A 25,496-nucleotide genomic window follows, 5' to 3' on the forward strand; every position below is an offset into this window, starting at 1 on the left:
GTAGGAGGGTGATTAATAATTTTTTCCTAAGTAATTTCATACTGATCACTTTGGGGCTCCGATTTTTTTAAAAGCATTTATTGGTCAATTTTGTTATGCTATTTTTTGGGTTTTATACTTTATTTATTTTCATGGGAGTTCAAGTACATTTCTTCAAAAAAAATCCTACTTTATATAGTAGGACTCCGTTTGATAAAAAGGTTAAACCAGTTTATACATAAGTATATCATCTACATAAAAGTCATCACTAAACTTAACTTCTTTAATTTTACGTCCTTCTTCAACAAATCCCATACTTTTGTACAATTCGATTGCTCGTTGATTTGTTGATAAAACACCTAAACTAACTTTCTCTATTAAAGGGTTATGTTCCGCCCAGTTTAAAAGTTCTTTCATCAACAGTTTTCCAATGCCTTGATTGCGGTACTCTTTTTTGACCATTGCTGTAAAAGAACCAGTGTGTAAAAGCCTTTTAGTACTTTTTGAGCGAAAAACAATCAAACCAACAATCTGCCCATTAATTTCCGCCACGATTAGCTTTTCTCTTTCATTCTCTAAGATTTTCTCAATCCAGTTTCTTATTTGCTCTAATGTTTCTTCATACTCTTCTATTACCGAAATCATAAATTCACTTTCTGAAAGAACTTCCTTTTGAAGTTCTAACACAGCTTCTGCATCATTAATGTTCACTTTTCTTAGGGATACCTGAATTTTTCTTTTCGTCATCTTCATTCCCCCTTTACCTTTGCCTATCTTGATAATATTTCTACAAATAGAAGTAAACTCCTTCTTACACTATCCTGCCATTTAACTTAATAACTTTAACAAAAATAGCGTTAATCCTTCTTTTATTAAGACATCACTAAGCTGAATAATGAAAGTTGAAATTTATATGGATCATCCTATGTATTAAAGTTAGAGTTTTAACACCTTTACTGATTCATTTTCGCATATCTCACCATTATCACAAAACCCAAAACTTTCATATAGTTTTTTAGCAACTATATTATCGGCGTCATATTCTAACCAACAATATTGACCATGCCCTACTGGGAAAGTGCGTATGAACTCCAATATTTTTTTCATAGCCTCCTTACCATAACCATGATTTTGGTACCGTTTATCAATCATAAAACGCAATATACAATAATTATTATTAGCTATTTTCGGAAGCTCATAACTAGTAATGCCATAAACAATCATAACAAATCCTACTATCTATTCATCGGCATAAATTGCAAAAGGAAGTGGACTACCTCCATTGGTGGCAAGAACATAACACGAAGCAACACTTGAGAGATTAGATGCAACAAAACTGCGTTGGTCATCTGCAACTTCTAACCCGAAAATCTCCCTTCGATTTTCTAAGGTGATTTTCCGAAGTGAAGTCATAAAGTCTCTCCTTTCCAAAAAATTAATTTACTCATAGTTCAATTCTAGTTCCCTATTTAATACAATTACGTACGAGGTAATTAACTGATTTAATAGTATTTAAAAGTCCCTTTAGTAATCTTTTGAAGGACTTTTTTTAAACTTGTTCTACAACAAGATAATGTAATTATGATAAAAAGAAGTTCGACAATCACTTTAAGAATGCTGTTATGAATGTAACCCGAAACTAAATTTCCAATGTAGTAAATAACAATAAAAGCAATAATTATTGTTATTAAATATGAAACTACAACACTTAAAAGTTGAAGTTTTGTTAGTTTCTTTATGATGATTTTGTTACTCCTATATGCATTAATGATGGCAGCCAAAAACAAAAATGACATAAAAATATCCTTCATTCATCCACCCACCCTTCCATACAAAAATAATAAGCATAAATTCCTAGTTTTGTATTCGATTAAACTGCCCGATAGATTAAAAAGATTTCAATAAACGATTCCATTCACCACTAATCAAATAATTTAGGTTATAATTGTATCCTTTTACAAACAACCTCCCGTTGCTTGAATAGCTAAAAAGTTTTACTCCTTATTGTAGTTAGGCTATCCGTTAGCATAAGTACAATTCTTCACAACTTTTCAACATACCGATTTGTCTTATTCTTTCCCACAATCAAAACAGCGTTTGTCTTTGTCATTGTCTCCGTACATACGGAGTTCCTTCTCTAATCCACAAACGTTGCAAAACTCAAAGTATATTTGCGGAAGTTTTCCATCTTCGGCTAATGGCACCCACTCATTTTCATATAAACTCTTTGTCATACCGTAATCGGTAATAACAAGATCACCTTCATTGTTTAAGCCATAATTACTACTGCATTTTAAGTCAAAGCAGTCGAAGTTTTTATCTAATATTTCTAAAACTTCTTCAAACAAATCAGGAATCAAATGTCGATGTTCTTCAACTTTTATGTCATATGATTGATTATCCTTCAGTTCTAAAGGTTTGTAGTACTTTTGTACAGATATAAATTCATCGACGTAATATGTCTGAGCTAATGACGGATCAAGGCCTCTATCCGCCATGGAAGTGTAAATTTCTAATTCATTATGTGATTGTTTATAACCAATTGGATGCATATGTACTTTTATTACATAATCATCCAAAACTCTATAAACTTTTCTGGTAGAACCTATACCTACAAAATTTTCATCTTTACAATACATATTCCAATTTTGAATTATTTGTTTAAGCATTGTTTTCCCCACCTTATACTTCTATAAATTCAATACTTCATTATTTTTTTCCTCTGTAACTTGCCCTTTTAGTTTAATTGCCTCAACAAAAAGAACGTTAATCCTTATTTGATTAACGCAAGCAGTTAGCTTAACATGAAAAAGGTTAGCCTAATTTTTGAGTAAAATACTGTATTTTAGTCCCTGTACCCAAATCCAATTACACGATGGGATTTTATATCGGCATAAACTCCAACCCCGCCTAATATTGAATTATCGTTTGAAGGAAAATCCAAAAGATAAACTTCTTTTCCGACAAATGTTTTGTCTTTAATGATTCCCATTGTTTCTCTTAGTGTGATTTTCCGTACACTTGCATCCTTCCACGTTCCTACTATATGTTCCTTTTCCTTTTTTGTAAGTTGGCTCCAAACAGCTTTCCTGACATCTAATGACTGCATTACATTTCTATTTTCTTCCTTCACATTTAACTCTTTTGTATAGTTTGACACTTCTTGTTTACAACCATTAAGTAAAAAGGATAAAAGAATAGATATTGAAATAATAAGAGAAAACTTTCTCACAATGTTTCTCACCACCAATTTTTTGTTTTTTTCTATCCAAACATATAATCATAGTTATTTATTCTTAATTGATTAGACGAAATTAACCACTTTAAGTTTCATAATTACTTGATTACTTCTTGTACTAACCCACTATCATTTAATGGTACGTTCACTATTTTATATTTTTTAAAAAAATTCCAAAATTTGCTATAATGAAATCTGAACTACGATTTGTTATTGATTTTTTCAGAAAAATGCCTTTTTCGATTTGAGGTGTAGTATGAAAAACGATTTTTAAAAAAAGAAACTACAGCAACAATATAAAGAGAAAATGGACTTTAAGAAAAATGAAAAGAAATATACGATAGAAGCCATTATTATAGTATCGTTTTTTATCATATTTATTTTCTTAGTTGAATTTCATTGGTAGAACTATAATATACGCTTAAAAAGGAAGTCATACCCCAGCGGGTAGACTTCCTCTTTTTTTATCGCAGCGGCGGATTATTGTTATAGCTAATCCCATAATGGAGTCCTTATCCTAACTGGCGTTTAAATTGTTTACTGGCGAAGAAGTAAGCGATGACCATGATGCCCACGCACCAGGCAAGCGCGATCCAGATACCATTGCCAACAGACCCATCATACAAGAGGGCACGAATCGTATTCACGATTGAAGTCACTGGCTGGTTCTCAGCGAACACACGGACAATTTTTGGCATGGTTTCCGTAGGGACAAAGGCCGAACTGATAAACGGCAGGAAAATCAGCGGATACGAGTAGGCTGTCGCCCCTTCCATAGACTTCGCTGTCAATCCTGGAATGATCGCCATCCATGTCAGTGCCAGTGTAAATAGCCCAAGTATCCCAACTACCTCGATCCAATCCAGGATACCAGCGCTGGATCGGAAGCCCATTATGAGCGCGATAAGAAAAACCACCACGAGAGTAAGAGCATTGGAAACAAGCGAGGTCAATACGTGAGCCCACAATACCGACGAGCGCTTGATCGGCATGGTTATGAAACGCGCCATTAGACCGCTCTTTACATCATTAAACAGCCGCAAGGAAGTATAAGCGACACCGGATGCGATAGCCATCAGCAAGATTCCCGGCAATAAATAATTGACGTAGTTGTCCGCTCCTGTCTTTATGGCGCCGCCAAATACGTAGACAAATAATAGCATCATCATAATCGGCGTAATCGCCACCGTGATAATCGTATCCGGGCTGCGCATGATATTGCGCATTAAACGCCCTAGTAATACCCCTGTTTTGCTTTTCATTTACATTTCCTCCTTTTTGCCGATGATCGCGAGGAAAATTTCCTCCAATGTCGGCTGCTTCTCAATGTACTCCACTTTCGCTGGTGGGAACATCTCTTTGAGTTCGGTAAGGGTACCGGTTGTAATGATTTTTCCGTCATGCAAGATGGCGATACGGTCCGCCAGTTGTTCAGCTTCCTCCAAGTACTGGGTCGTCAGTAAGATAGTCGTGCCCCCACCAGCAAGCTCCTTGATGGTATCCCAGACTTCAATCCGCGCCTCGGGATCAAGCCCTGTTGTCGGTTCGTCGAGAAAAATGACTGCTGGTGTCCCGATTAGGCTCATGGCGATGTCAAGCCGGCGCTTCATCCCGCCGGAATATTGGTCCGCCCTGCGGTTGGCAGCATCAGTCAGGCTGAATCTTGCAAGCAGATTGTCGGCGACGTGAGCGGGATTGGAAACTCCCCGCAACTTGGCGATCATCATCAGATTTTCCCGCCCAGTGTGCATGCCGTCTAATGCTGCGAACTGCCCTGTCAGGCTGATGCTCTGACGAACATGATCCGGTTGACGCTGTACGTCAAATCCGCAAATACCTATTTCACCACCATCGGGCTTCATCAGCGTCGAGAGAATGTTGACAGTTGTCGTCTTGCCTGCTCCATTTGATCCCAGCAGTGCGAAAATTTCACCACGCCGCACCTCAAAATCTACCCCTTTTAAGACTTCCTTGTCTTTAAAAGATTTTTTTAACCCTTTCACAGAAATCGCTGCATTACTCATACTTTTTTCCTCCTTATTATAAGCGCCCCCAAGGAGCTAGATTGTCTAAACTCTACTATTCAGTCTGACTGATAATCTGTATCACTTACTACTAAGTTAAAAATATAACTGAATAACGAAGGTGGCAATACACATTTGTAACCAGCTATTCAGTCGATATTATCTAATGAATCTATTTTTTTCCCAATCGATCAATGATACTCTGATTCAAATCTTCACGATACTTGGCGAAATAGGTTTTAGCGTTTGCCACTAATTCGTCGGCAAAAGACGCTACATCATCCCCAGTGATTTCCAACACTTGTCTGCCTTCCGCTGCACCAGCTTCGAACAAATCGATTAATTCATACTGAATGTGCAGCATATCCATCCCGTTGCCCGCTGTGAATTTCCACATGTAGTTTTGAATTTTCTTAAATACATACTGGTAATCCTCTGGCAGAGCTTCAACCCGTGCCATCATCATCTTGTATTCTTTTTTTTCACCAATCATTTTTTTGAACATTTCCATCATCTTATTTTTCCTCCTTTTTTATAAAGCTGAACAAGACACTCCATAAATATCGGTTGGAATATCTTATGAAGCTAAGTTGACTTCAAGACGTTAATTTTTGATGATACAAAATTCCATTTTTCCCAAAACAATTCAAGTTCCTTGCGGCCAGCCTCATTAAGTGTGTAAAACTTGCGGGGCGGCCCCATATCTGACGGTTTCTTTTCTATGCTGACGAGTTTTTTCTTTTCTAACCGCACGAGGATGGTGTAGACCGTCCCTTCCACGACTTCGGTAAACCCAAGATCGTTCAGGCGGCGGGTAATCTCGTAGCCATAGGTTTCATGGCGGCTGATGATTTCCAATACACAACCTTCCAGCGAACCTTTTAGCATTTCAGTTAAATTCTCCATATCCAGAATCACCTCTATTCTGTCTGACTTATATTCTGTATCACATAGTACTGAGATAAAAATTTTTACTTAATAGCATTTGGAAAACATACTATTAAGTATTACTTATTACAGGTATATCGTAACACCGAGTAGCGAAGAGTGTCAACTATTTTTTCGAAAAAATTTTTCATAACCAAGTACTTAGGTGAATTTTTTCTGAATAGATTTTGAAAAATCCACTATTCGGTATTACTTATTACAGGTATATCGTAACACCGAGTAGTAGGAAGTGTCAACTATTTTTCTTGAAAATATTTCGATACTAATATTAAGGGATATGCAGCACCTTCTATCCATTTCGTTTGAAGGAAATAAATGGTACAAAAGTGTGTAAAATCATTCATATGTCTTGAAAAGCACCTTAATTCCTTCAGCCAGTAATGGAAAAATTTTTGAAACTGATACTTTATACTTTGCAGTCGAACCATCTCGTCAAACAATGAAGAATCGTCCTAAAAAATATCCACCATTTGAATTGATTAAGGACGAAAGCAGCAAGCATCCCCCAAAATACAAGATGAAATTCTCTCTGATAGTTGATGATTCCTTCATTAACCTGACCGTTAACTTAATAAAGTCAACAAAAAATGCGTTAATCCTTCTTTGATTAACGCTACCGTTAGTAAAAAAAACATTGAATTATTGTAGTAATACCTCATCTCCAACATTAACCTCACCGTTACGTTCAACCTTAGCCCAAACCCCAAACGTTGCACCATGACTATTAACTAAGTTTCGTAGTATCCGAACATCCTTTTTTAGTTCCTCCTGTGGATTGTTCACCATTACACACCTTTGGAGTGGAGCCACAACTCTAATGATAACTTTCGGACCGACTTTGATTAGTCGATCCACCCAATCATCTTCGATGTATCCCTCTAAATCTGTATCAATTAAAATATTAGCTCGGAAACGCCGAGGGTCTACTGGCTCTCCTATTTCCGAACTCAACTTACGTAACGCAGATGTCGTAATGATACTTAGTGGTCCTTCATCAAAATGAGATATTGATTCTTCCCTTGCAAGGGTTACTGGAAAACCCAGCCACTTTGTTAATGTATCATTTATCGAATTATGGTCACCGCGATATTCTGTTCCATCAGGCATAGTAACAATTGGAGTTGTTCCCTCATATCTTGCTCTATAATTAAATAACCCTTCCATCAGTTGGAATCGTCGTGTTGATTTACCACTACCAAATTTTCCACTCATGTTTTTTATTGCCCATAGACGGTCTCCCAAGAGACCTCGTTGATTAATTGAAACTGATGATAAAGATTCCCCTAATATTGATTTTACAGGAAAGCGCCGGATTTCCTTGACTTTTCCTACGAGCATATTCTTGTATTCCAAAATTTCACGCCCTTATTTTTGGTCTATCTTGACAGTTGATTTTTTAAAAATAGGTATTGCTGATAGTTTCTACATCCCCTCTCAGATTCCTTCTTTAATTAACCTACCCTTCACCACATTAACATTTAATAGTACGTTCATTATTTACTTTTTAAAAAATTCCGAAATTTGTTATAATAAAATCAGAACCATGTTTTGTTATTGTTTTTCCGAAAAAAATGCCTTAAGCGATTAGAGGTGCAGTATGAAAAACGATTTTAAAAAGAAGAAACTACAGCAACAATATAAAGAGAAAATGGACTTCAAGAAAAATGAAAAGAAATATACCATCGAAGCCATTATTATAGTATCGTTTTTTATCCTATTTATTTTCTTAACTCAATACCACTGGTAAGGCAGAAAAAGCACCCCTAATTAAAGGAATGCCAAGTTAGATTAATTGAAAATCTTCACTATTTTTTTCTTAACAAAATCTAATCCCTTCATGTGTAGGGGCATATCAAAAAGATTCCTTCATAATAAAAAGCGCCATAATGAAAAGTTCGAAAAAGCTTTCACTTTTTTCTTTTCTTTAGTCCTCTAATTTGTTCCGTATCTTTTAGCTGCTCTGGCACGTGCACGCTCAGCTTCGACCTCACGATCGCGTGGTTCGGTACTAGTTACGAGTGTGTTCAATAGATCCCTTGAAACCATTGCAATCTCATTGACTGCACGAATAAACGCCTCCTCGTTCACCTTTGAGGGCTTGTTATAACCAGTTATCTTTCTGACGTACTGAAGAGAAGCTGCATGAATTTCTTCATCGGTAGCTGGTGGGTCGAAATTAAATAGTGTTCGTATGTTTCGGCACATAACTTACTCCTTTTTGTTTTCATTATTGGTTTTGAAAAAAGATTGATTAAATTCCACTCGAAATCCTTTATTTTTAAAAATATTATTAAAGCTTCAGTTTTAAACCTTCATGTGTTGCTTTAAAACCTAACCGTTCATAAAACCTTAACGCATCTGGTCTTTTTTTATCAGTTGTCAGTTGTACTAAATGACAACCACGTGCTTTTGCACGATGAATTGCCCAATTTATAAGTTCGCTCCCTACACCCTTACCTCTTACAGAAGGTGATGTTCTCACTCCTTCGATAGTAGCTCTCCATCCACCTTGATGTGTTATATAAGGTGTAAAAGTAATTTGTTGTACCCCAATTACTTCACTGCCATCACAAGCCACAACTAGCTCATTATTAGGGTCAGATGTAATAGCCTCAAATGCTTTTATGTAACTATTAGGAAGTGGATGCTCATAACGCTCACGTTTACTTCCCAAAATATCATCCGCCAGCATTGCAACAATACTATTTAAATCTTTTTCAGTAGCCATTCTAAACATTATATCTGTCTTCAATCAAATCCCCCCTGAACTTTTTATTAATTTCATGCTAACTGAATTCACTCAATAAATTAATTGTAATTATTTTATGACATTCAATAAGTTTTACTTATCGATAGATTTTTTTTCTTTTATACTACCTGTTAGCTCAAAATAATCCTTCTTGAAGAAAAGCACCAGTAGTTAAATAAGGCGAATTATTCATTGAAAGGTAAAATGTACGAGATTTGTTCCATTCCAGGTAAAAAACCTAAATTATTGTACAATGATTCAGCTGGATTTCCTATAGTTACAAAGAGACGAATAACTTCATATTTTTCTTTCAAAGTGGATAAAGAATGTTTTATTAAATTTGAAGCTATTCCTCTTCCTCGATAATTTTTGTCAACCACTATATTTGATATCAGCGGTAGACCTTCCCAGATAGAGATTAAACATGCTCCGACTAATTGATTATTTTCTTTATCGAAGACAAGACAAGAAGACTTTTGCAACAATTCTTCAGTGTTATTCTTGAAATAATACTTTAAATCTGATCTTTGTTGTTCGATTGTATTTTGGGTGTGGTAACCATTGTTATCAGCCTCTAAATAACCTTTGTAGGAAAGCAGTGCTATTTCTTCTAAATTTTCTAAGGATGTTGTTTTTACTAAAAAGTCATTTCCAAAATCAATCATTTCAAATTTTTCAGTAGGTCTAATCATAACGCGTCTTGCTTCAATCGGTTTAAAGCCTAATCGCAAAAATTGTTCAGATTGATAAGGCAATATTCCTATTACTTCAATAGACTTGGTTAAGTCTGATATCTTTATCAAGTACTTTTTCAGACTTACTAATACACTATATAAATCTGTAAATGGTGGCTCTAAAAATAAGGCCCATAACAAATTTGGTTTTAAGCATACTCCACCAATACGGCACCCTTTATGTAGCAACCAGTAGCAAGGATCATCATCTCCAAATATAGCTACACGTCTTTCCCAACTTTGTCGAAAAAATATATTTTCTCTATACGTAGTGTAATGTATTGCAAAATCTTTGGAATTAGCTTGCATTAGACTAAATTCATTGTCCATTTTAAAAAACATACAATCACCTAGTTTCTTTTATCTATACTTTTTAAAATATCTTGTCCGTAGCTTAATAACTTCAACAGAAAAAGCGTTAATCCTTCTTCGATTAACGCACTTCGATAGCTTAAAAATTTATACCTCAAATCTCTTTTGTAAAAAGTATTGATTAAATCCTTTTGGATGATTTTCAAGCGTACCAAAAACTTTTAATAATTCCTTTTTTTTAAATAATCTGTATAGTAGCGGAACAAGAAAAAGAGTCATAAATAATAGAATAATTCTTGTTGTACATGAGCACCCGTTAGTTAAGTAAACTTACTTTTTTCTGTTTAAATACTCATCACGAAATGTCGAATCGGGCTTTCACCCTTGCGGCATTTTGCTCATATCCATATACAACGCGTTCCACCGATGACCGTCTGGATCGGCAAAACCGCAGCCATACATCCAGCCACCATTTTCGCCCGGCTTGCTAAATACAGTGCCGCCAGCACGTTCTACTTTCAATGCAAGCTCATCAACTTCATTTCTGGAGTTCGCCCCCAGAGAAAATAACACTTCAGTCGCCTGCCAAGAATCCGCAACAGCATTACCAGCAAAACCACTGAACGTGGATACTGGGAAGAGCATCAAAACAACTTGATTATCTCCTACAATAAAGCTTAATGAGCCGTCTTGACTCGCATACTTCTCATTCAACTGAAAACCGAGCTCCGTATAAAAATCCTTTGCCCGTTCTGGCTCACGAACTGGCAAGTTCAACCATAATTCTCTCGACATACCTAACTACCTCCTGATATATGATCCAGTGATTACTCAACCATTATATATTCAATAATGCCTGTAATTTTTCCTTCCTATTTATTAATATAGTCCTTCTTCTAAAGATAACCTATTCCGTTAGCTTTAATAACATTAATAAAAAGAAAGTTAATCCTCCTTGGTTAAATACAAAAACACCTCTACAATTCAGGTGAGTAATATAAACAGTTTTCGATATGTTCATATTTATATTCACATGAAAACCTATCAAAAACGGACCAAAATGAATAGGTCTCTTCCCTAATTTGATACTAATAGAACAGTTCTAATCATATTCTTATAAAAGAAAACAATAAGAAGAGGTGAGAAATTAGTTGAAAGTTAAGGTTAGATTACTGCCAATTGTTAGTAAGATAAATTTACCCACTGTTTTGAAAACGACAATGCTTCCGGGTGACTCAATTGAAAGATTATTTATTGCAACCCAGGTAGGAGAGATCTTTTACATAGGAAACTCAACTATAAGTACTTTTTTAGATATTCGCCATCGAGTCATAAAACTAGGTTCCTCTGAACCAGGAGTTTCAGGTCGTGGATATGATGAACGGGGATTGTTAGGACTTGCGTTTCATCCACATTTTCATTATAACGGTTTGTTTTATCTTCATTATTCGGTAGCTGGAACACAAGGACCAGGTGCCCTTTCTGAACATTTTAAACCTAACCCGTGTGATCCCAGCACTTTAAACCTAAAGTGGATAAATAGAGAGACACAGTATGATCATATTGATACAGTTGAAGAATGGATTTTACAAGGAAAAAGTCAACCTCAAAAACGACGAACATTACTTAACTTAAGAAGACCATTTTTTAATCATAATGGTGTCAATAGCATAAACTTTTCACCTGAAACAGGAAAGCTTGTTTTTACAACTGGTGATGGTGGAGCAGGCTATGATCCATTTAATTTAAGCCAGGATGATATGGAGGTATTCGGTAAAATAATCGAAATTGATGTAGATAAGAATACAACTATCCATAATCCGCCCGTCGTCACACGTTTTAATGAACTTCCCAAACCTATTCAGGAAACCCTTACGGTAATGGCCAAAGGGGTTCGCAATATTCCGGGCATATCATTTCAAAGATTTAATAATCACTATATCAAATATGTGGGGAATGTTGGGCAGGATTTGGTAGAGTCGATTTTTTCATTCGTTCATTATAAACCCATACCAGTTACTCAGCTTATTCAAGATTCTTTAAAGGAATCTGAACCTGACCAAGAAGGAATTATTAACTTGGGTTGGAGAGGATGGGAAGGAGCTTTTCCTACTTCGTTTATAAGGGACTGTTCTGCAAATTCAACTTTGGATAATAAAACAATTGCTTATTACAATGAAACTGTAAAAACTTCAGTGAATCGACTTCTGCCTTTAACTAGTTATTTTCATAAAGATCCCAGGCCCGACAAGTTTGGAGGAACTGCACTAACAGGAGTGCAAGCCTATATGGGGAATGGCATCCCAAATTTAACGGGAACCGTTGTGTTTTCGGATATTGCCCGAAATGAAGAATCAGGGCCTCCTGTAAGAGGGGTTTTAGCCTATACCAGGGTAAGAACAGATTGTAAACTGAATGATTTTAGTATTATTGAAACCGATTATAATTTTGGGTCCGGGTCAGTTTATTATGTTAGTTTGGGAACGAATATGGATCAAACTAGACTATATTTAGGGGTTTATAGCTCTATGAAAGTGACTGATTTTAACAAAGGTACTGTTATGGAAATTGTTCGATGATTTATATCTATAACATTCGACTTGAGGATTTAACGGAATCGAAACATAAAACAAACAAGAGAACAATCATGTTCCCTCGTTTGTTTATTTTTCAGGGAATGTAGCTTTCACTTCGTTTAAAGAATTATTTGCTGGCTTCTTCCAGAACAGTGTAATAACTATTCCCAGAAATAGTATCACAGTCGCAAAGTAGTAAGGATAGTTAATATCTATATCAAATAACATTCCTCCCAGAATTGGTCCACTAATGTTCGCTAAACTGGTAAACATAGAGTTCATTCCACCAACGAAGCCTTGTTGGTTCCCAGCGATATTGGAAAGGTATGAAGTAACTGCTGGCCGAAATATATCAAATCCAACAAAAACAATAAATGTAACAAGTAAAATGGAGAAATATGAATGAACTGCAGTCATTAAAAAGACAAGTATTGCCGATAATATTAGGCTATATCGAATCAGTTTAATTTCGCCCCAAATTCGTGTGAGTCTATCAAATAGTAAGACTTGTGAAACTGCACCAAATATCGCACCGCCAGTAATAACGATTGCTATATCCGACGGTTTAAATTTAAATTTATGGTCCACGAATAGACTAAAGAACGATTCAAAAGCTGCCAAACCAAATGAGGCAATAAAAATTAACAAAAATGCAATGAGATATTTTGGAGCAATTATACGTTTCACTCCAGTCTTACCATCCGATACTTGTTCATTACTATCTTCATTACGATTAGGCTCAGATAATAAAACAATGGAGAGTATAGCTGCAAGGGTACCAAGGGCTCCTGCTACGAAGAATGGTATACGAGTTCCAAATTCCGCCAATAGTCCCCCAATACCTGGTCCAACGATAAATCCTGTACTAATTGCAGCTGACATATACCCGAGCGCTTTCGGGCGAGTAGCTGAATTGGTAATATCAGCAATGAACGCTGTAACAGCAGGCATAATGAACGCAGCACTAATTCCTCCCAAAGCACGTGAAATAAATAGCATTTCGATTTCTCTGCCGATTCCAAATAAGAATTCTGAGATGCCGAAAACAAATAGGCCAATGACAATCATAATTTTTCTACCTAGTTTATCTGCCGCTTTCCCTGCAAATGGGGAAACAATCAGTTGCGCAATTGCAAATGTTGCTGTTAAATATCCTATGGTTGTTCCAGTAATGCCTAATTCATTCATCAAAGTAGGTAAGACTGGAATGACAAGACCAATTCCCAAAAATGCTATGAATAAATTCATTAATAATAATCCTAAGGTGACTTTATGCGTTTTCATCTTTAACTTTCTCCTTAACAAACTAATTACTGCAATCGCAAACTAACTTGCAATGTTTTTTTTTTTACAATTTCCATCCTATTGTATATAGTAACTATATAGTCAAGGAGGAGTTGTAAAAAATGAATAAAAAAGTTGGAAAATATTTGACTACAGGGGAATTCGCAAAGCTTTGCAAAGTAAACAAACAGACCCTCTTTTATTATGATCAAATTGGGCTTTTCTCTCCGGAATATAAAAACGAAAAAGGTTACCGTTTTTATTCAATCCGCCAATTAGAGCTATTTTCTGTGATTGATTTATTAAAGGATCTTGGTATGTCGCTAAACGATATTCAACAATATACACAAAATAAATCGCCTGATAGGTTTTTGTCCATCATGTATCAAAAAAAAGAAGAGATAGTGAAAAAACGTCAGGAGATCGAAACGAAGGAAAAAATGATCGACACAAAAATAGCTTTAATGGAAGAAGCACGACATCTTGACTTAAATCAAATTACGCTTGAACAATTCCCCGAAGCAACACTTTATATAAGTAGAAATATAGAAAATATAACCGCTGAGGAATTTGTAGAGGTTATTTCCGATTTTATTAATGAATTGGACGTATTACAACTTGATACGGGTTATCCTATAGGGGTAATAACGAAACGAGAGCAAGTACTAAAAGGTGAATTCACAAATTATAGCTATTTATATATCGAGCAACCAAATCCAAAGGAAGGATATCCATATTTTAAAAGTCTTAAGGGTGAGTTTCTCAGTGGATATCATATAGGAGATGAGAAAACAATACATAAATCATATAAGCGACTCTTCACGGAAATGGAAAGTTTAAATTTAGATTTAGGTGATTATGTCTTTGAAGAGTATATTTATGATACCGTTGTAATGAATCATAAGGAACATTATGTCACCAAAATTATGATACAAATCAATAGAAAAGAGAGCTAATTCCCAAAAACATTTGGATAGATGAGCTTAGAAAAATTCACTTATGCTTTTTTAAATTTAACCTTGAGCAACTCTTGTTAAAAAAACTACTTGTTACTTGAATATGAAAAGTGCGTCTTCACCTGTTGTAGAAACGTAACCCTTTACTTCAAGTACAATTCTTCAAAAACTTTAAAACGAAGTAAACAAATCAATATTTAGTTACTATATAATTAAAATTTTTCCTTCTGCTAAAGCTAATCTGCCCTTTTATAAAAGAACAACTAATTACCATACGATCTAATTACAAAAAAGAAAAATGGAGTTTCTTATAGAACTCAGTACTCCATAACAACGGATGAAATACGCCGTTCCAAATTTCTATGCTGTACATATTTTGTAATTACGAATAAGGTTGCTATGTACATGTGAGATGGTGTTTGTGAAAATAAGAAAGTTAAAAGGGGTAAAGTACATGATTAGCGTTTTATTTGTATGCCTGGGGAATATTTGCCGTTCACCGATGGCTGAAGCTTTGTTTCGTGACATGGTCAATAAAGAAAATTTGACTGACAAAATCTTAGTTGATTCCGCTGCAACTAGTAAATGGCAAATCGGCTTTCCTCCTCACAACGGAACTCTTGATATTCTAAAGAAATACAAAATCTCTTCTAATGGTCTTGTTGGACGCCGACTAATAAAAGAAGACTTTCGGAAGTTCGACTATATTATAGGTATGGACAGGAGTAACATAAAAAATATTTACAGTATAACCGGCAAGCCTAATCATCCAAAGATTATTAGGATGCTAGATTTGACCAGAGATAGGAAAGATATACCCGATCCATTTTACACAGGCGACTTTGAAGAAACTTATAGTCTTGTTTCAACCGGCTGTCGGGCATTACTAAAGAAAATACGTAGGGAAGAAAACTTATACTATTAATGTAATTGGCCGCTTTACTTAGATAAAAAAGAGAATCCCTTATTAAAGAAATTCCCACGTTAGTTCAAGTATATAGCTTAATTCGTTACTTGAGTTGAAAAATTAAGACACCACCTATCATAACTAATACCCCAATAATTTTATTAAGACTTAAAGAGACTGGCTCTGTACCAAACAATCCTAGTGTATTGATAATTAATGCTAAGATTAATTGTGATATCAATAAAATGGAAACAGAAAAGGCTGGTCCAACATGTGTTATACCTTGCATAACGCTGTATACAATAATGACCCCAAATAAACCACCTAAGATATAAACCTTATTCACCTCAAGTAGATTTTTGATGTTTCCATCTTTTACAATTATAAAAATGACTACAGAACCAATAAATCCAATTGCGTGAACAATCGTAGTAGTCAACCATAACCCCGCTTTTGAACTTACGTTAGTGTTAAAAATTCCTTGCAGTGTGATTAATATTCCTGCGATTAATGAAAATACAATTCCTTTTAACATCATTTCCCCCACCAAATTATTCGTATTTTATACCATTTGCCAACTCTTCAAGTTTCTTTACGTTCTTTACTTGAATGAGTCCATTCCTTTTCTCAATAATATCTCTTGCAACTAGCTCGTTAATTACTCTATTAAGATGTCGATAGCTTGTACCTAATAACTCGGCCGTTTCCACTAAATTTGATGTCTTAATTTCCTCTACAAATGTACCGTTATTACTAGTTAACATGGATAATAAGTAACTCGCAAACCTGTTTTCTACCTTAGTAAGAAGGTTAAGGCTTGAAGTGTTCGTAGATGAATATAATCTATATGCAAGGTGATGCACTATATACTGAAGAAAAGTCGGATTGTTATAATAGTGTTCATGAAGTAAGTTGAATTTTATTCCAATCAACATACATTCACTAACGCATTCAACCGTGTTCTTCGCATTCCTTTTTGTTACAAATTCTACCTCTCCTATTATTGAAAGTGAGTTATTAAACCTTAATAAAAGTGACTTACCATTTGGTAAAGGTGTTGATATTTTCACTCTCCCACTTACTAATAACAATAATTCCTCTAAATTATCTCCAACAGTACAAACGATTTCTCCTTTTTCTAGGGTATATAAATTGAAGATATCTAGGTGTTCTTCAGCAAATACTGTTATGAGATTATGCATAGTAAGTAAGTCACTTAACAATTGTCTATCGTTGATTTTTTTCATTGTTCATCACCCTAACAATCATCATTCTTTTCATTAATAGTAATATGTATTAATCAATAAAGGAAAGGACATTTGTCCTTTCCTTTATTGATTATTGCCTTCTATACCTGCTTGTTGGACTAAACTACCCTTTTGCTCAAAAAGAAACTTCAGCGAAAAAAGCATTAATCCATCTTAGATTTATTTTGAATTATATTTATAAAAGTTGATATTCATTTCTAATTAGAATAAATTGCTTTTTATTTGAATAAGAAAAGAGCATCCCTTAATAAAGGAATGCCACCTATAATTTAAGTACAGTACATCACAATCTTACTTTAATATAAATATATGGCAGCCAGCTCTTAAAAAAGCCCCCGAAAGTTGAATAAGTAACTAATTATTGAACGAGATGAAAAGTTTCTAAAATTGGTTGAGCACTTATTCCCCAAACCTCTAAATGTACAACTACAGGGAGATTCTTAACGATTATTGCTTTTCCATAACCTGTTTTATTTTTTTCTCTCAGGTCTGTAAAATCAGCTTTTAGGTTATCTGATGAAACATTTGTCCACTTAATCCCTTCTACCCCACCAAATATCCCCGTAACATCCCACTTTCCTGTTTTTTCATTTTCCATCGCTCCAACATTTCCACTCTCTAAATATCGTATTTCTTGTTGGCTATTTTTAGGGTTTACCCAATCATACCCGCCTGTACTTCCTCCACCAACCTCTTGTTTGATCCAATCAGAAGGAACTTTAAAATTAATTATTGGTTTTCCTACTACGTTATCTAATGGTATGGACACTAACCTCATTGATGTTTTTTTCGACTTGCTTTCAGACTGTGTAGTATCAGATTTATTACTCTTTGTATTTTGTATCTTCGTTAATGGTAAAAATTCAATTGAGTTTGCGATATTCTCTATATTATTTTTATCAGCATACAAAACAAAATAAGAATATTGATTTCCATTAATGGTAACATTATATGGATACTCTACTATTAACTCGGCTTGGTGCTTATATTGTTTTGGTTGATCTTCAGAAGGCATAATCAATCTTGCTTCCTGATTCTGAATGTTCATTTTGGATGTGTTTGGGGAACTTCCATATGGTTTTAGCATATGATTCGCTTCATTGTTTGCAACTTCATCAATGGTTAATCCATCTCCACTTATAGTAGCAATCTGAAAGAATCCCGTATTCCCTTCAAATCTTACATCGTATTGTAGATTCCGCTTCCAATTTTTATTGTATTTTAGTGAAACTTTATACATTTTGCTTTCATAACTTTTCGTGCTACTCTGTTCAATTTTCACTTTACTGCTATTAGCTGGTGTCTTAGGGGAGTGATTATCAATTTGAGACACAGCTATTGGTAATGAAATGGCTAACGCAGCAACCATCGCAATATAAGGCAACATTTTTAAACTTTTTCTCTTTTCAACTTGCATCTCTGACTTTGCCTTCAATATGCCTTTTTCGCTTCGTTGGTGAAGTTCTTTTGGAATTTTAATGTTGTTCATTTCTTGCTTTATTTTATTGCCCATTAATATCATCCCCTTTCACAAAATCAATTCTAAGCTTTTCCAAGGCTCTGTATAAAATGGTCTTGGATGTTCCTAGTGGAACGTTTAACACTTCAGCGATTTCTTGGAAGGTGTAATCATGATAATACCTTAGAATTACAGCACTTTTCTCATTTTCTTTTAATCTACTAATTAAGTCCTGCAAAGTCATTGAAAGCGGGATATCATCAAATTCTGTTGCGATTAGTTCCTCGTGACTTTGCTGCAATGGAACAATTTTTCGATTCTTGTTTATTAAATTAATAGAACAATTGATAGAAATTTTAAATAACCAGGTCTTAAAATATTTAGGTTCTTTCAAGGAATTTATCTTTTTAAAAGATTGATACGCCACTTCTTGGACGACATCTAACGCATCATTTTCATTTTTCACATAGACATATGCCATACGGTAAACGTCTTGTTCGTATTTTCTAAAAAGTTCTAAAAATGCTTGATTATCTCCTCTTTGTGCCTTTTTAATTAATCTATTAATCGAAATCACCTTCTCTTTTTATGTCTTACATTTATTAGACAATCCAAAGTTCATTTTGGCTTTGTTTTTTTTGAATATTTTCTCATTACAATTAGTAACGCTCGAGATTTACAAACTGAGTGTACCTGTTTTCATACAATTAAATTGTACCCCAAACAGTTAATGCATGTTCTTTACAAAATAGTTGTACCTCAATCAATGAAGTTGTACCCGATTTGTTGGGATAATTTAAAAATAAAATGAACTACGGTTGAACTTAAATATGTAAATGCAAAAGTTTAATTCTTCTTCAACTAAAGCTACCTTATATTTTAAGTGCATTTTTTTACAAATTTTAGAAACGATTACTTTATTACAGAAATGCTGCTTCGTTAGCTGAAAAAGAAAAATGCGAACTCCTTTAAAGGTGCTCGCATACGTTGGGTCATTAAAAAAATGTATTTATTCAGTATTCGCTATATTTCAGTTACGTGACTTTAACGATTGCTCGTGGGATCATTTTCAACATCCGGTTTTTTTGTACCTTTACTTATATAAGGTTTTGCACTCTTTTTTTTGTTTGTACTAGCTTGCCAACGATTCCAACCCTTCTTGCCTGTTCCTCTCCCTGTTCCACCTTTTCCTTTAGCTTTACTCATTAAATCACCCCATTATTATTCTAGGTTGAGTTACCTATCTGGTTAGTTCTAGTCATTTTACTCGGTTATTAACCAAGCATATTGCAATAAATAACATCCTTCCAGTCACCGACACTACTGTGTAGAAACAGTAAACTAATATCGACTTCACGGAATTTCCTTTTTTCACCAAACTTCACGTTAGCTTAATAAGATCCCCTTAATTTAAAGCCATGTTTTTTTAGCATACTCATTAATTATATTGATTAAATTATCTTTGTAAATTGAAATTGTTTTATGAATTTCCCGATGCCCATCTTCAAAAATGAATCTAAAAGATTTTTTATATAATTTTCTCCCTAAATCTTTCATTTCTCAACTAATATTTCACTTTGCATTTGCAAAAATCCTGCTTCAAGTAACCTGCTTCTTCAATAAGAAAGAGCATCCCTTATTAAAGGAACGCCACATTTAGTTGAAGAAGGATACGGGTTAATTAAGTACATTTTGTCCCCTTAAATTACAAGTTCGAAACCCGTTAACTTTTGAAATGGTATTTTGCATTGTTTTACACAATCCTTATGGATTAACGCCCCCGTTTGTTTAATAAAGAATAGTGGCACACAAAATTTGTATAACTTTCATAATTCAATCTATATTGAACTTAATCGCTTTTGTTGCGATAAAACATTTTATATACTTATCTAAAGGTCTTGTTCCTCTAAAATCATCTTCGTATAATCCATTGATTACAAAACCAGCATCTATTTGTCCTTGAATTTGGTCTTCCAATGTGTGACCATATTCAATCGTTTTATTGGCCTTTATATAGTCATTGACTTCATCTTCTGTTAAACCATCCAGTGAAGAAAACGGAATAGAATTTTTAACAACTAAATTACCTTTCATATCCTCTTCATCATCAAAAATAAATAAGATAAGATTGACAAATCCTGATATAAGAACTCCTTTTTCTTTTAAAACTCTTGATGCTTCTTTCCAAACAGGACGTACATCTTTTACAAATAAGTTTGATATTGGGTGTATTATCATATCAAACTCTCCATCTGTAAAAACAGAGAGGTCAGACATATCCCCTTGAACAGTTCTTAATTTCAATCCATCTCGCTTTGCAACAAATTCATCTTGTTCCAACTGCCTTTTAGATATATCGGTTACAGTTACATCCGCACCGGCCGCCGCTAAAACAGGACCTTGTTGTCCACCTCCAGAAGCCAAACACAGGATTTTTAAACCTTTTAGTGATTTGGGAAACCAATTTCTTGGAACAGACTTTCCTGTTACAGTAATCTCCCAATCACCAGATTTACTTTTTTCGATGGTTTCTTTACTTACAGGTTGAGTATATTTAACTCCTTCTACAACTTTCTGATCCCAAGCACTACTATTTTGCTTAATAGTATCCATAATAAATTCCTCCTCTGATACTCCCACAGCTAAAGCAGTGGGGTTCTGAATCTATTGCTTTCATATAAAAAATTCCTTAAAAGATAACATATTTTAATTGATATTTACTTTCCGTACTTTAACTAAACTGCACTTTAGTTTAGTAATTTCAACAAAAAAAGCGTTAATCCTTCTTCGATTAACGTTGCCCTTTAGTTGAAATGTAATACTTCAATATGAATCGTTTTATATCGTAATCAACTTTAGATCCATTCATAACTTAATTTTATCAGGTATCATTTCAACTTCCGTAGTTTGGTCACAATCCAAAAACTTTTGTCAATTCATTCTTTCCAATATTCCATATATTTATTGTTCAATCCAATTCTATTATAGGGCTGCAAATTTTTATTAATTGATCATTTTTTAATATTATTATTTTGGGATTACTTTATTTCTCTAATATCAGAGAAAGGAAAAAAGACTAATTTACTTTGTCCTATTATGCTCTGTTTTTGAATGTATCCTAAAATATTTCTACTATCCTTACTTACTAATCTGTTATCTCCCATTACAAAATATTTGTCTTTCGGTACTACAATTGGACCAAAATCACCTGTTAATTTACTACCACCTTGCTTAGCTAATTTAAGGTTTTGTGAAAGGTAGGGTTCTTTGTAAAGGTTTCCATTAATAAACAATTTATCATTTTTCACAAAAATCTTATCACCAGGAATTCCAATAATTCTTTTAACATAATTTTCTGTTTTCCCTTCAATTATTACAATGTCTCCCCTATTGTATTTACCTGTCAAATTAAATTTATTTGCAATCATTTTTTCATTATTATGTAATGTAGGCTCCATGGAAACACCTTCTACTATGTAAGAAGCAAAAAAGAATGTTCTTATAATAAATGCAATTCCAAAAGCAATGACTAATGATTTCCCCCAACTTTTAATTTCTTTTTTTGTTTTTGTTTTCATAAAATCAGCTCCTACTAATTTTCCTTATTTAATAATCTATTCTCCATAAACTATTTGATACCCTTTTAATGAAATCTATAGAGATGAGACGATTTTAATCAAATTACGTAAACAACCTTTTTTATATTTTTCTCTTTCGTTAGTCTATTCTACTTTATCAATTAAATCTTCTCTTTTACATTATTCCGGTAATGCGCTAGAATATCGAAAATCATAAGGACATGTCTTGTTGAACTAACGCGCCCGTAAGTTCAACAAGGTTTTATCCCTGACGTAATATTTTCTGAAACATTCTTGGTAGATGTTTTTCAAAACCCTTTATTAATTCTTTTTCAAAAACAGTTATGGTTTTTTCCCAAGGGTGTCCTAAATATCCCCATTCAAAATCCTTGTGGATAAAGAAGTAATAATCTCCATTTGGGAAAATTGGTACTTTCCATTCTTCGAATTCGTCTTTTTCAAATTCTAAATGGGGATTTATCCAATAACATTCATGTTGCCAATCCAGTGCATAAATATATTCATCTTTTGATGTATTTTCTTGAAAAACAAGTAATGCTTTTTCTTCCAAGTCATCATACGCATCTAAATCTTTAGATTCTCCAAAGTAAATAGAAATATCGTAGATGATGAATGGAGTTGGTACTTCAATAGATGGAAAATCGGAAATGCTTGGTTTAAACTTCAATTCTCCATATATTTTAGTCCATACTTTTTCGTCTTCTGCCTCGGATAGTTTAAGCCAATTTTCCATTGAATAACCACCTTATTGTTACTTTTAGTAGTATCTATAATAACATTTCTTCTTTAACCTGCCCCTCTAGTACAAGAAGAAACTTCTACAAAAAAGGGCATTAATCCTTCTTGATACAGATAGGTAAGGGTTTGAAGTTATCGATCCCTTTTCCCCCTGTCCACACCGTACGTGCGACTTTCACCGCATACGGCGTTCCAACTAATCCAATTCATTCGTTTCTATGTACTTGGTGAAGCCAGTTTATTTCCAATCAAATTATGTGATATTTACATAGTTTTCGAAGTTCATTAACTTTTTCCTTTTGCTTATTGTTCAGTAGTAAAATACCAAGCAAAGTATAGATTTTATTAACATCTTTCAGATGAACGAGTTTATGAACAGCTTCGTGTAACACTATTAGATTTGAATATTGGTCATCCTTTGAAATGTAATAAGGAATCTTGTGATGACAATGCCAGTCGCTTTTTCCAAGTTCTGCTCCTGTCACTGCGCACTTTCCGTACTGGGCTATGAACTTACTTATGCGGTTATCATTATATTCAATCGTTCGATTTGGAATGAAGTTTTTCATGACATAACTTAAGACGCTTTTATTAATCGCTTTTAAATTATTGTGTATTTTTGATCTGCCTTCGGCAGTATAATTACTCACATTTTGCGAGAAGCAAAGGTTTGTTTTATGCCGTTGGGCATAAATAGGGACAAACACCATGTTTTGAATCTTAAAATATTGTGGTGAGTATCCTTTATAACGTTTTTGAAGCGTACTTGTCATTTCTTCAAACTTAGCTTCTGTTCTGATGTTCTTTAGTCGATTATATAGAGTCTTGTTTAAACGGGAGGACAACTCACTTAAATTATTAGAGATGTTAGTAGCTGCTGCATAATAGTTTTGGATACCCATTACGATTGTATTATAATGCCAAACAGTTTCAGCACAAGGCTTCTTCTGAATTGCCTTAATAGAATCTTTGATTTTAATGAGTGCATTGGACTTAGCTTTCTTAGTCATATTTGATTGTGCTACAAATCCATACCTTGTTTTTCCTTTTCTAATTGCTCGAAAGGAAAAACCAAGGAATTCGGAAGAATTCTTCTTTAAGTTGATAACCTTTGATTTTTCTTCACTTGTCTCAAGATATAATCTAGTTTTAAGAAAATCCTTAATGGCATAATTCATTTTAATCGCTTGCGTTCGAGTACGGCATAATACCTTGAAATCATCGGCATATCTAACGATGTAACATTCTTTTAGATTTGATTTCTTAAGTTCTTTTACTTTACTTCCATTATGTTTGTAATCATGTTTACTCTTAAACGTTTCCCACTGATTACTTACCCACCAATCAAGTTCATTCAAAACGATATTCGATAAAAGTGGTGAAAGTATTCCCCCTTGCGGGGTCCCTTTTATTGGCACACCTTCTCCCTCAATCTCTGCTTTTAATAGTTTTGAGATGATAGAGAGTAAAGTTTTGTCCTTGATTCCTAACGACCATATTTGCTTTAGTAATTTACTATGGTGCACATTATCAAAAAATCCTTTTATGTCTACATCAATGCAATGATAAAGACCCACCATATTGATGAGCGATTCAAGTCTTGCCTTCGCATGGTGGGTACTTCTATTTGGTCTAAAACCATAGCTATGTTTATGGAATTTTGCCTCACAAATGGGTTCTAATACTTGTAAAATACATTGTTGAATAAGCCTATCCCATATTGTCGGGATTCCTAACGGTCTAACTTTTCCATTTGCTTTAGGAATGAAAACACGACGAACACTTTCCGGTTTGTATGATTGGAACAATTTATGAATGTATTCAATTACTTCTTCTACCGACAAATGCTTAATGTCATCAATTGTTAACTTATTTGCCCCTGCTGTGTTACTCCCAGTGTTTCTTTTGATGTTTCGATAAGCAAGACATATATTTTCATTTGAACTAATTAGTTTCAGTAAGTTATAGAAATTTTGACCATCGACACTTTGAGCGTATAAATTATCAAAGCAATTTTGCATATCGTAATACTCATTGTGTCTCAGTTTCTTCCGTTTCAACAAGTCGGTGACTCCTTTGGGAGTTGAACCTCTATTAGTCTCACAAGAACCTTATTAACCGATAAAGAACTGTCATACATGGTTGAATGATTCTTTTTAGTCTAGTGGCTATCCCTCCAGATTGATTAGACCTTTCATTGGTACTGTGCCACCACTTTCACTGATATTAAGAAGAGTTATACGATAACTAATTTCATTATTGTCTTCCTTTTCAACGCTTCTTAGGTAGTAAGACCTCCACGTTATCAGCTTACAACGTTGAATTATATCTATTATAGAATGAACTTAGGTGCTTCCTCTAAGCCTGTTAGCCGTTCATATGCCTGTAACATATCATGGACTTTCATATTAATCAGTTTTACTCATCCACTGCTAACCTCACAATGAGTGATATACACATTTCTATGTATTGTGCGTGTAGACCCGTACATTCAGAAGTTCGTCAGCTTAACCTTTTCTTATAGGCTTTTTCGCATTCTCACCATATCCAATCAACTCAAGCACCATGAATTACACCACTCCATCGAGTAGGCTTTCGTCAGCCGAACTGCTACGGAAATTTCTTACGCCTTTTCGCCGAGCTTATAACACTATCATTCTTACTAAATCCAGTGCTATTCGACTAAGAGAGAGCCCTTCAAGGCGTTACCCCATCATTTGGCACT

28 protein-coding genes are annotated in these 25,496 nt (G+C 34.4%); 4 read left to right on the forward strand and 24 right to left on the reverse strand.

The annotated features are described in order from the left end of the window. Positions 1-201: 201 nt before the first annotated feature. The 10 genes from AC3WJF_RS16075 to AC3WJF_RS16120 all read right to left on the reverse strand — a co-directional run bounded on the left by AC3WJF_RS16075 (position 202) and on the right by AC3WJF_RS16120 (position 7,527). A complete protein-coding gene (locus tag AC3WJF_RS16075) occupies positions 202-732 on the reverse strand; it encodes a GNAT family N-acetyltransferase (protein ID WP_492453988.1) in 531 nt (176 codons plus the stop codon). A 183-nt stretch (positions 733-915) separates the two neighbouring features. Then, complete coding sequence (locus AC3WJF_RS16080; RefSeq protein WP_492454063.1) at positions 916-1,218, reverse strand: GNAT family N-acetyltransferase; 303 nt, start codon at positions 1,216-1,218, stop codon at positions 916-918. Then, the gene (locus AC3WJF_RS16085) at positions 1,219-1,392 is read right to left on the reverse strand and encodes a hypothetical protein (protein WP_492453990.1); all 174 of its coding nucleotides are present in this window, start codon (positions 1,390-1,392) and stop codon (positions 1,219-1,221) included. It abuts the gene before it with no gap. A gap of 656 nt (positions 1,393-2,048) precedes the next feature. Further along, positions 2,049-2,648 (reverse strand): protein kinase, encoded by a 600-nt coding sequence (locus AC3WJF_RS16090; RefSeq protein ID WP_492453992.1) that lies wholly within the window; start codon positions 2,646-2,648, stop codon positions 2,049-2,051. Positions 2,649-2,824: 176 nt separating this feature from the next. Then, a complete protein-coding gene (locus tag AC3WJF_RS16095; RefSeq protein ID WP_492453994.1) occupies positions 2,825-3,211 on the reverse strand; it encodes a hypothetical protein in 387 nt (128 codons plus the stop codon). Between the two features lie 518 nt (positions 3,212-3,729). Further along, entirely contained in the window at positions 3,730-4,479 is a 750-nt protein-coding gene (locus tag AC3WJF_RS16100; RefSeq protein ID WP_492453996.1) for an ABC transporter permease, read from the reverse strand. Beyond that, positions 4,480-5,241 (reverse strand): ABC transporter ATP-binding protein, encoded by a 762-nt coding sequence (locus tag AC3WJF_RS16105; protein WP_492453998.1) that lies wholly within the window; start codon positions 5,239-5,241, stop codon positions 4,480-4,482. A 172-nt stretch (positions 5,242-5,413) separates the two neighbouring features. Continuing rightward, a complete protein-coding gene (locus AC3WJF_RS16110; protein WP_492454000.1) occupies positions 5,414-5,755 on the reverse strand; it encodes a DUF1048 domain-containing protein in 342 nt (113 codons plus the stop codon). Positions 5,756-5,826: 71 nt separating this feature from the next. Continuing rightward, positions 5,827-6,147 carry a PadR family transcriptional regulator gene (locus AC3WJF_RS16115; RefSeq protein WP_492454002.1) on the reverse strand — a complete coding sequence of 107 codons (321 nt, stop codon included), beginning with the start codon at positions 6,145-6,147 and terminating at the stop codon, positions 5,827-5,829. Between the two features lie 681 nt (positions 6,148-6,828). Next, on the reverse strand, positions 6,829-7,527 hold the full coding sequence (locus AC3WJF_RS16120; RefSeq protein ID WP_492454004.1) for an MOSC domain-containing protein: 699 nt from the start codon (positions 7,525-7,527) through the stop codon (positions 6,829-6,831). 259 nt (positions 7,528-7,786) lie between these two features. Here AC3WJF_RS16120 and AC3WJF_RS16125 point away from each other — a divergent pair, with 259 nt between their 5' ends. Next, complete coding sequence (locus tag AC3WJF_RS16125) at positions 7,787-7,936, forward strand: hypothetical protein (RefSeq protein WP_492454006.1); 150 nt, start codon at positions 7,787-7,789, stop codon at positions 7,934-7,936. Between the two features lie 185 nt (positions 7,937-8,121). On the opposite strand, the gene AC3WJF_RS16130 is transcribed toward AC3WJF_RS16125, so the two are convergent. The 4 genes from AC3WJF_RS16130 to AC3WJF_RS16145 form a co-directional block, all read right to left on the reverse strand. Then, positions 8,122-8,394 carry a DUF2277 domain-containing protein gene (locus tag AC3WJF_RS16130; protein WP_492454008.1) on the reverse strand — a complete coding sequence of 91 codons (273 nt, stop codon included), beginning with the start codon at positions 8,392-8,394 and terminating at the stop codon, positions 8,122-8,124. An 85-nt stretch (positions 8,395-8,479) separates the two neighbouring features. Continuing rightward, on the reverse strand, positions 8,480-8,926 hold the full coding sequence (locus AC3WJF_RS16135; RefSeq protein ID WP_492454065.1) for a GNAT family N-acetyltransferase: 447 nt from the start codon (positions 8,924-8,926) through the stop codon (positions 8,480-8,482). A gap of 197 nt (positions 8,927-9,123) precedes the next feature. Next, complete coding sequence (locus AC3WJF_RS16140) at positions 9,124-10,014, reverse strand: GNAT family N-acetyltransferase (protein ID WP_492454010.1); 891 nt, start codon at positions 10,012-10,014, stop codon at positions 9,124-9,126. A gap of 348 nt (positions 10,015-10,362) precedes the next feature. Beyond that, entirely contained in the window at positions 10,363-10,779 is a 417-nt protein-coding gene (locus AC3WJF_RS16145) for a VOC family protein (RefSeq protein ID WP_492454012.1), read from the reverse strand. A gap of 356 nt (positions 10,780-11,135) precedes the next feature. On the opposite strand from AC3WJF_RS16145, the gene AC3WJF_RS16150 reads away from it, so the two are divergent. Beyond that, positions 11,136-12,563 carry a PQQ-dependent sugar dehydrogenase gene (locus AC3WJF_RS16150; RefSeq protein ID WP_492454014.1) on the forward strand — a complete coding sequence of 476 codons (1,428 nt, stop codon included), beginning with the start codon at positions 11,136-11,138 and terminating at the stop codon, positions 12,561-12,563. Between the two features lie 84 nt (positions 12,564-12,647). Here AC3WJF_RS16150 and norA read toward each other — a convergent pair whose 3' ends face one another. Then, positions 12,648-13,844, reverse strand: a complete 1,197-nt coding sequence (gene norA / locus AC3WJF_RS16155; RefSeq protein WP_492454016.1) for a multidrug efflux MFS transporter NorA — start codon at positions 13,842-13,844, stop codon at positions 12,648-12,650. A 122-nt stretch (positions 13,845-13,966) separates the two neighbouring features. Here norA and AC3WJF_RS16160 point away from each other — a divergent pair, with 122 nt between their 5' ends. Together AC3WJF_RS16160 and AC3WJF_RS16165 are read left to right on the forward strand one after the other, a co-directional pair. Continuing rightward, positions 13,967-14,800 carry a MerR family transcriptional regulator gene (locus AC3WJF_RS16160; protein WP_492454018.1) on the forward strand — a complete coding sequence of 278 codons (834 nt, stop codon included), beginning with the start codon at positions 13,967-13,969 and terminating at the stop codon, positions 14,798-14,800. Positions 14,801-15,254: 454 nt separating this feature from the next. Continuing rightward, positions 15,255-15,725, forward strand: a complete 471-nt coding sequence (locus AC3WJF_RS16165; protein WP_492454020.1) for a low molecular weight protein-tyrosine-phosphatase — start codon at positions 15,255-15,257, stop codon at positions 15,723-15,725. Positions 15,726-15,810: 85 nt separating this feature from the next. Here AC3WJF_RS16165 and AC3WJF_RS16170 read toward each other — a convergent pair whose 3' ends face one another. The 9 genes from AC3WJF_RS16170 to ltrA form a co-directional block, all read right to left on the reverse strand. Further along, a complete protein-coding gene (locus AC3WJF_RS16170; protein WP_492454022.1) occupies positions 15,811-16,245 on the reverse strand; it encodes a DMT family transporter in 435 nt (144 codons plus the stop codon). A gap of 13 nt (positions 16,246-16,258) precedes the next feature. Continuing rightward, entirely contained in the window at positions 16,259-16,954 is a 696-nt protein-coding gene (locus AC3WJF_RS16175; protein WP_492454024.1) for a Crp/Fnr family transcriptional regulator, read from the reverse strand. A gap of 379 nt (positions 16,955-17,333) precedes the next feature. Then, the gene (locus AC3WJF_RS16180; RefSeq protein WP_492454026.1) at positions 17,334-18,488 is read right to left on the reverse strand and encodes a hypothetical protein; all 1,155 of its coding nucleotides are present in this window, start codon (positions 18,486-18,488) and stop codon (positions 17,334-17,336) included. Further along, positions 18,478-19,011, reverse strand: coding sequence for a sigma-70 family RNA polymerase sigma factor (locus tag AC3WJF_RS16185; RefSeq protein ID WP_492454027.1), 534 nt, complete (start codon positions 19,009-19,011; stop codon positions 18,478-18,480). The genes AC3WJF_RS16180 and AC3WJF_RS16185 overlap by 11 nt, the downstream gene beginning before the upstream one ends. Positions 19,012-19,478: 467 nt before the next feature. Continuing rightward, the gene (locus AC3WJF_RS16190; protein WP_492454029.1) at positions 19,479-19,640 is read right to left on the reverse strand and encodes a DUF3934 family protein; all 162 of its coding nucleotides are present in this window, start codon (positions 19,638-19,640) and stop codon (positions 19,479-19,481) included. 627 nt (positions 19,641-20,267) lie between these two features. After that, a complete protein-coding gene (locus tag AC3WJF_RS16195) occupies positions 20,268-21,047 on the reverse strand; it encodes a class I SAM-dependent methyltransferase (protein ID WP_492454031.1) in 780 nt (259 codons plus the stop codon). A gap of 425 nt (positions 21,048-21,472) precedes the next feature. Continuing rightward, entirely contained in the window at positions 21,473-22,012 is a 540-nt protein-coding gene (gene lepB / locus AC3WJF_RS16200) for a signal peptidase I (protein WP_492454032.1), read from the reverse strand. 262 nt (positions 22,013-22,274) lie between these two features. Then, positions 22,275-22,766, reverse strand: a complete 492-nt coding sequence (locus AC3WJF_RS16205; protein ID WP_492454034.1) for a DUF2716 domain-containing protein — start codon at positions 22,764-22,766, stop codon at positions 22,275-22,277. Between the two features lie 253 nt (positions 22,767-23,019). Beyond that, positions 23,020-24,831 (reverse strand): group II intron reverse transcriptase/maturase, encoded by a 1,812-nt coding sequence (gene ltrA / locus AC3WJF_RS16210; protein ID WP_492454067.1) that lies wholly within the window; start codon positions 24,829-24,831, stop codon positions 23,020-23,022. Between the last annotated feature and the right edge of the window lie 665 nt (positions 24,832-25,496).

This window comes from Heyndrickxia sp. FW510-T9, assembly GCF_058781025.1.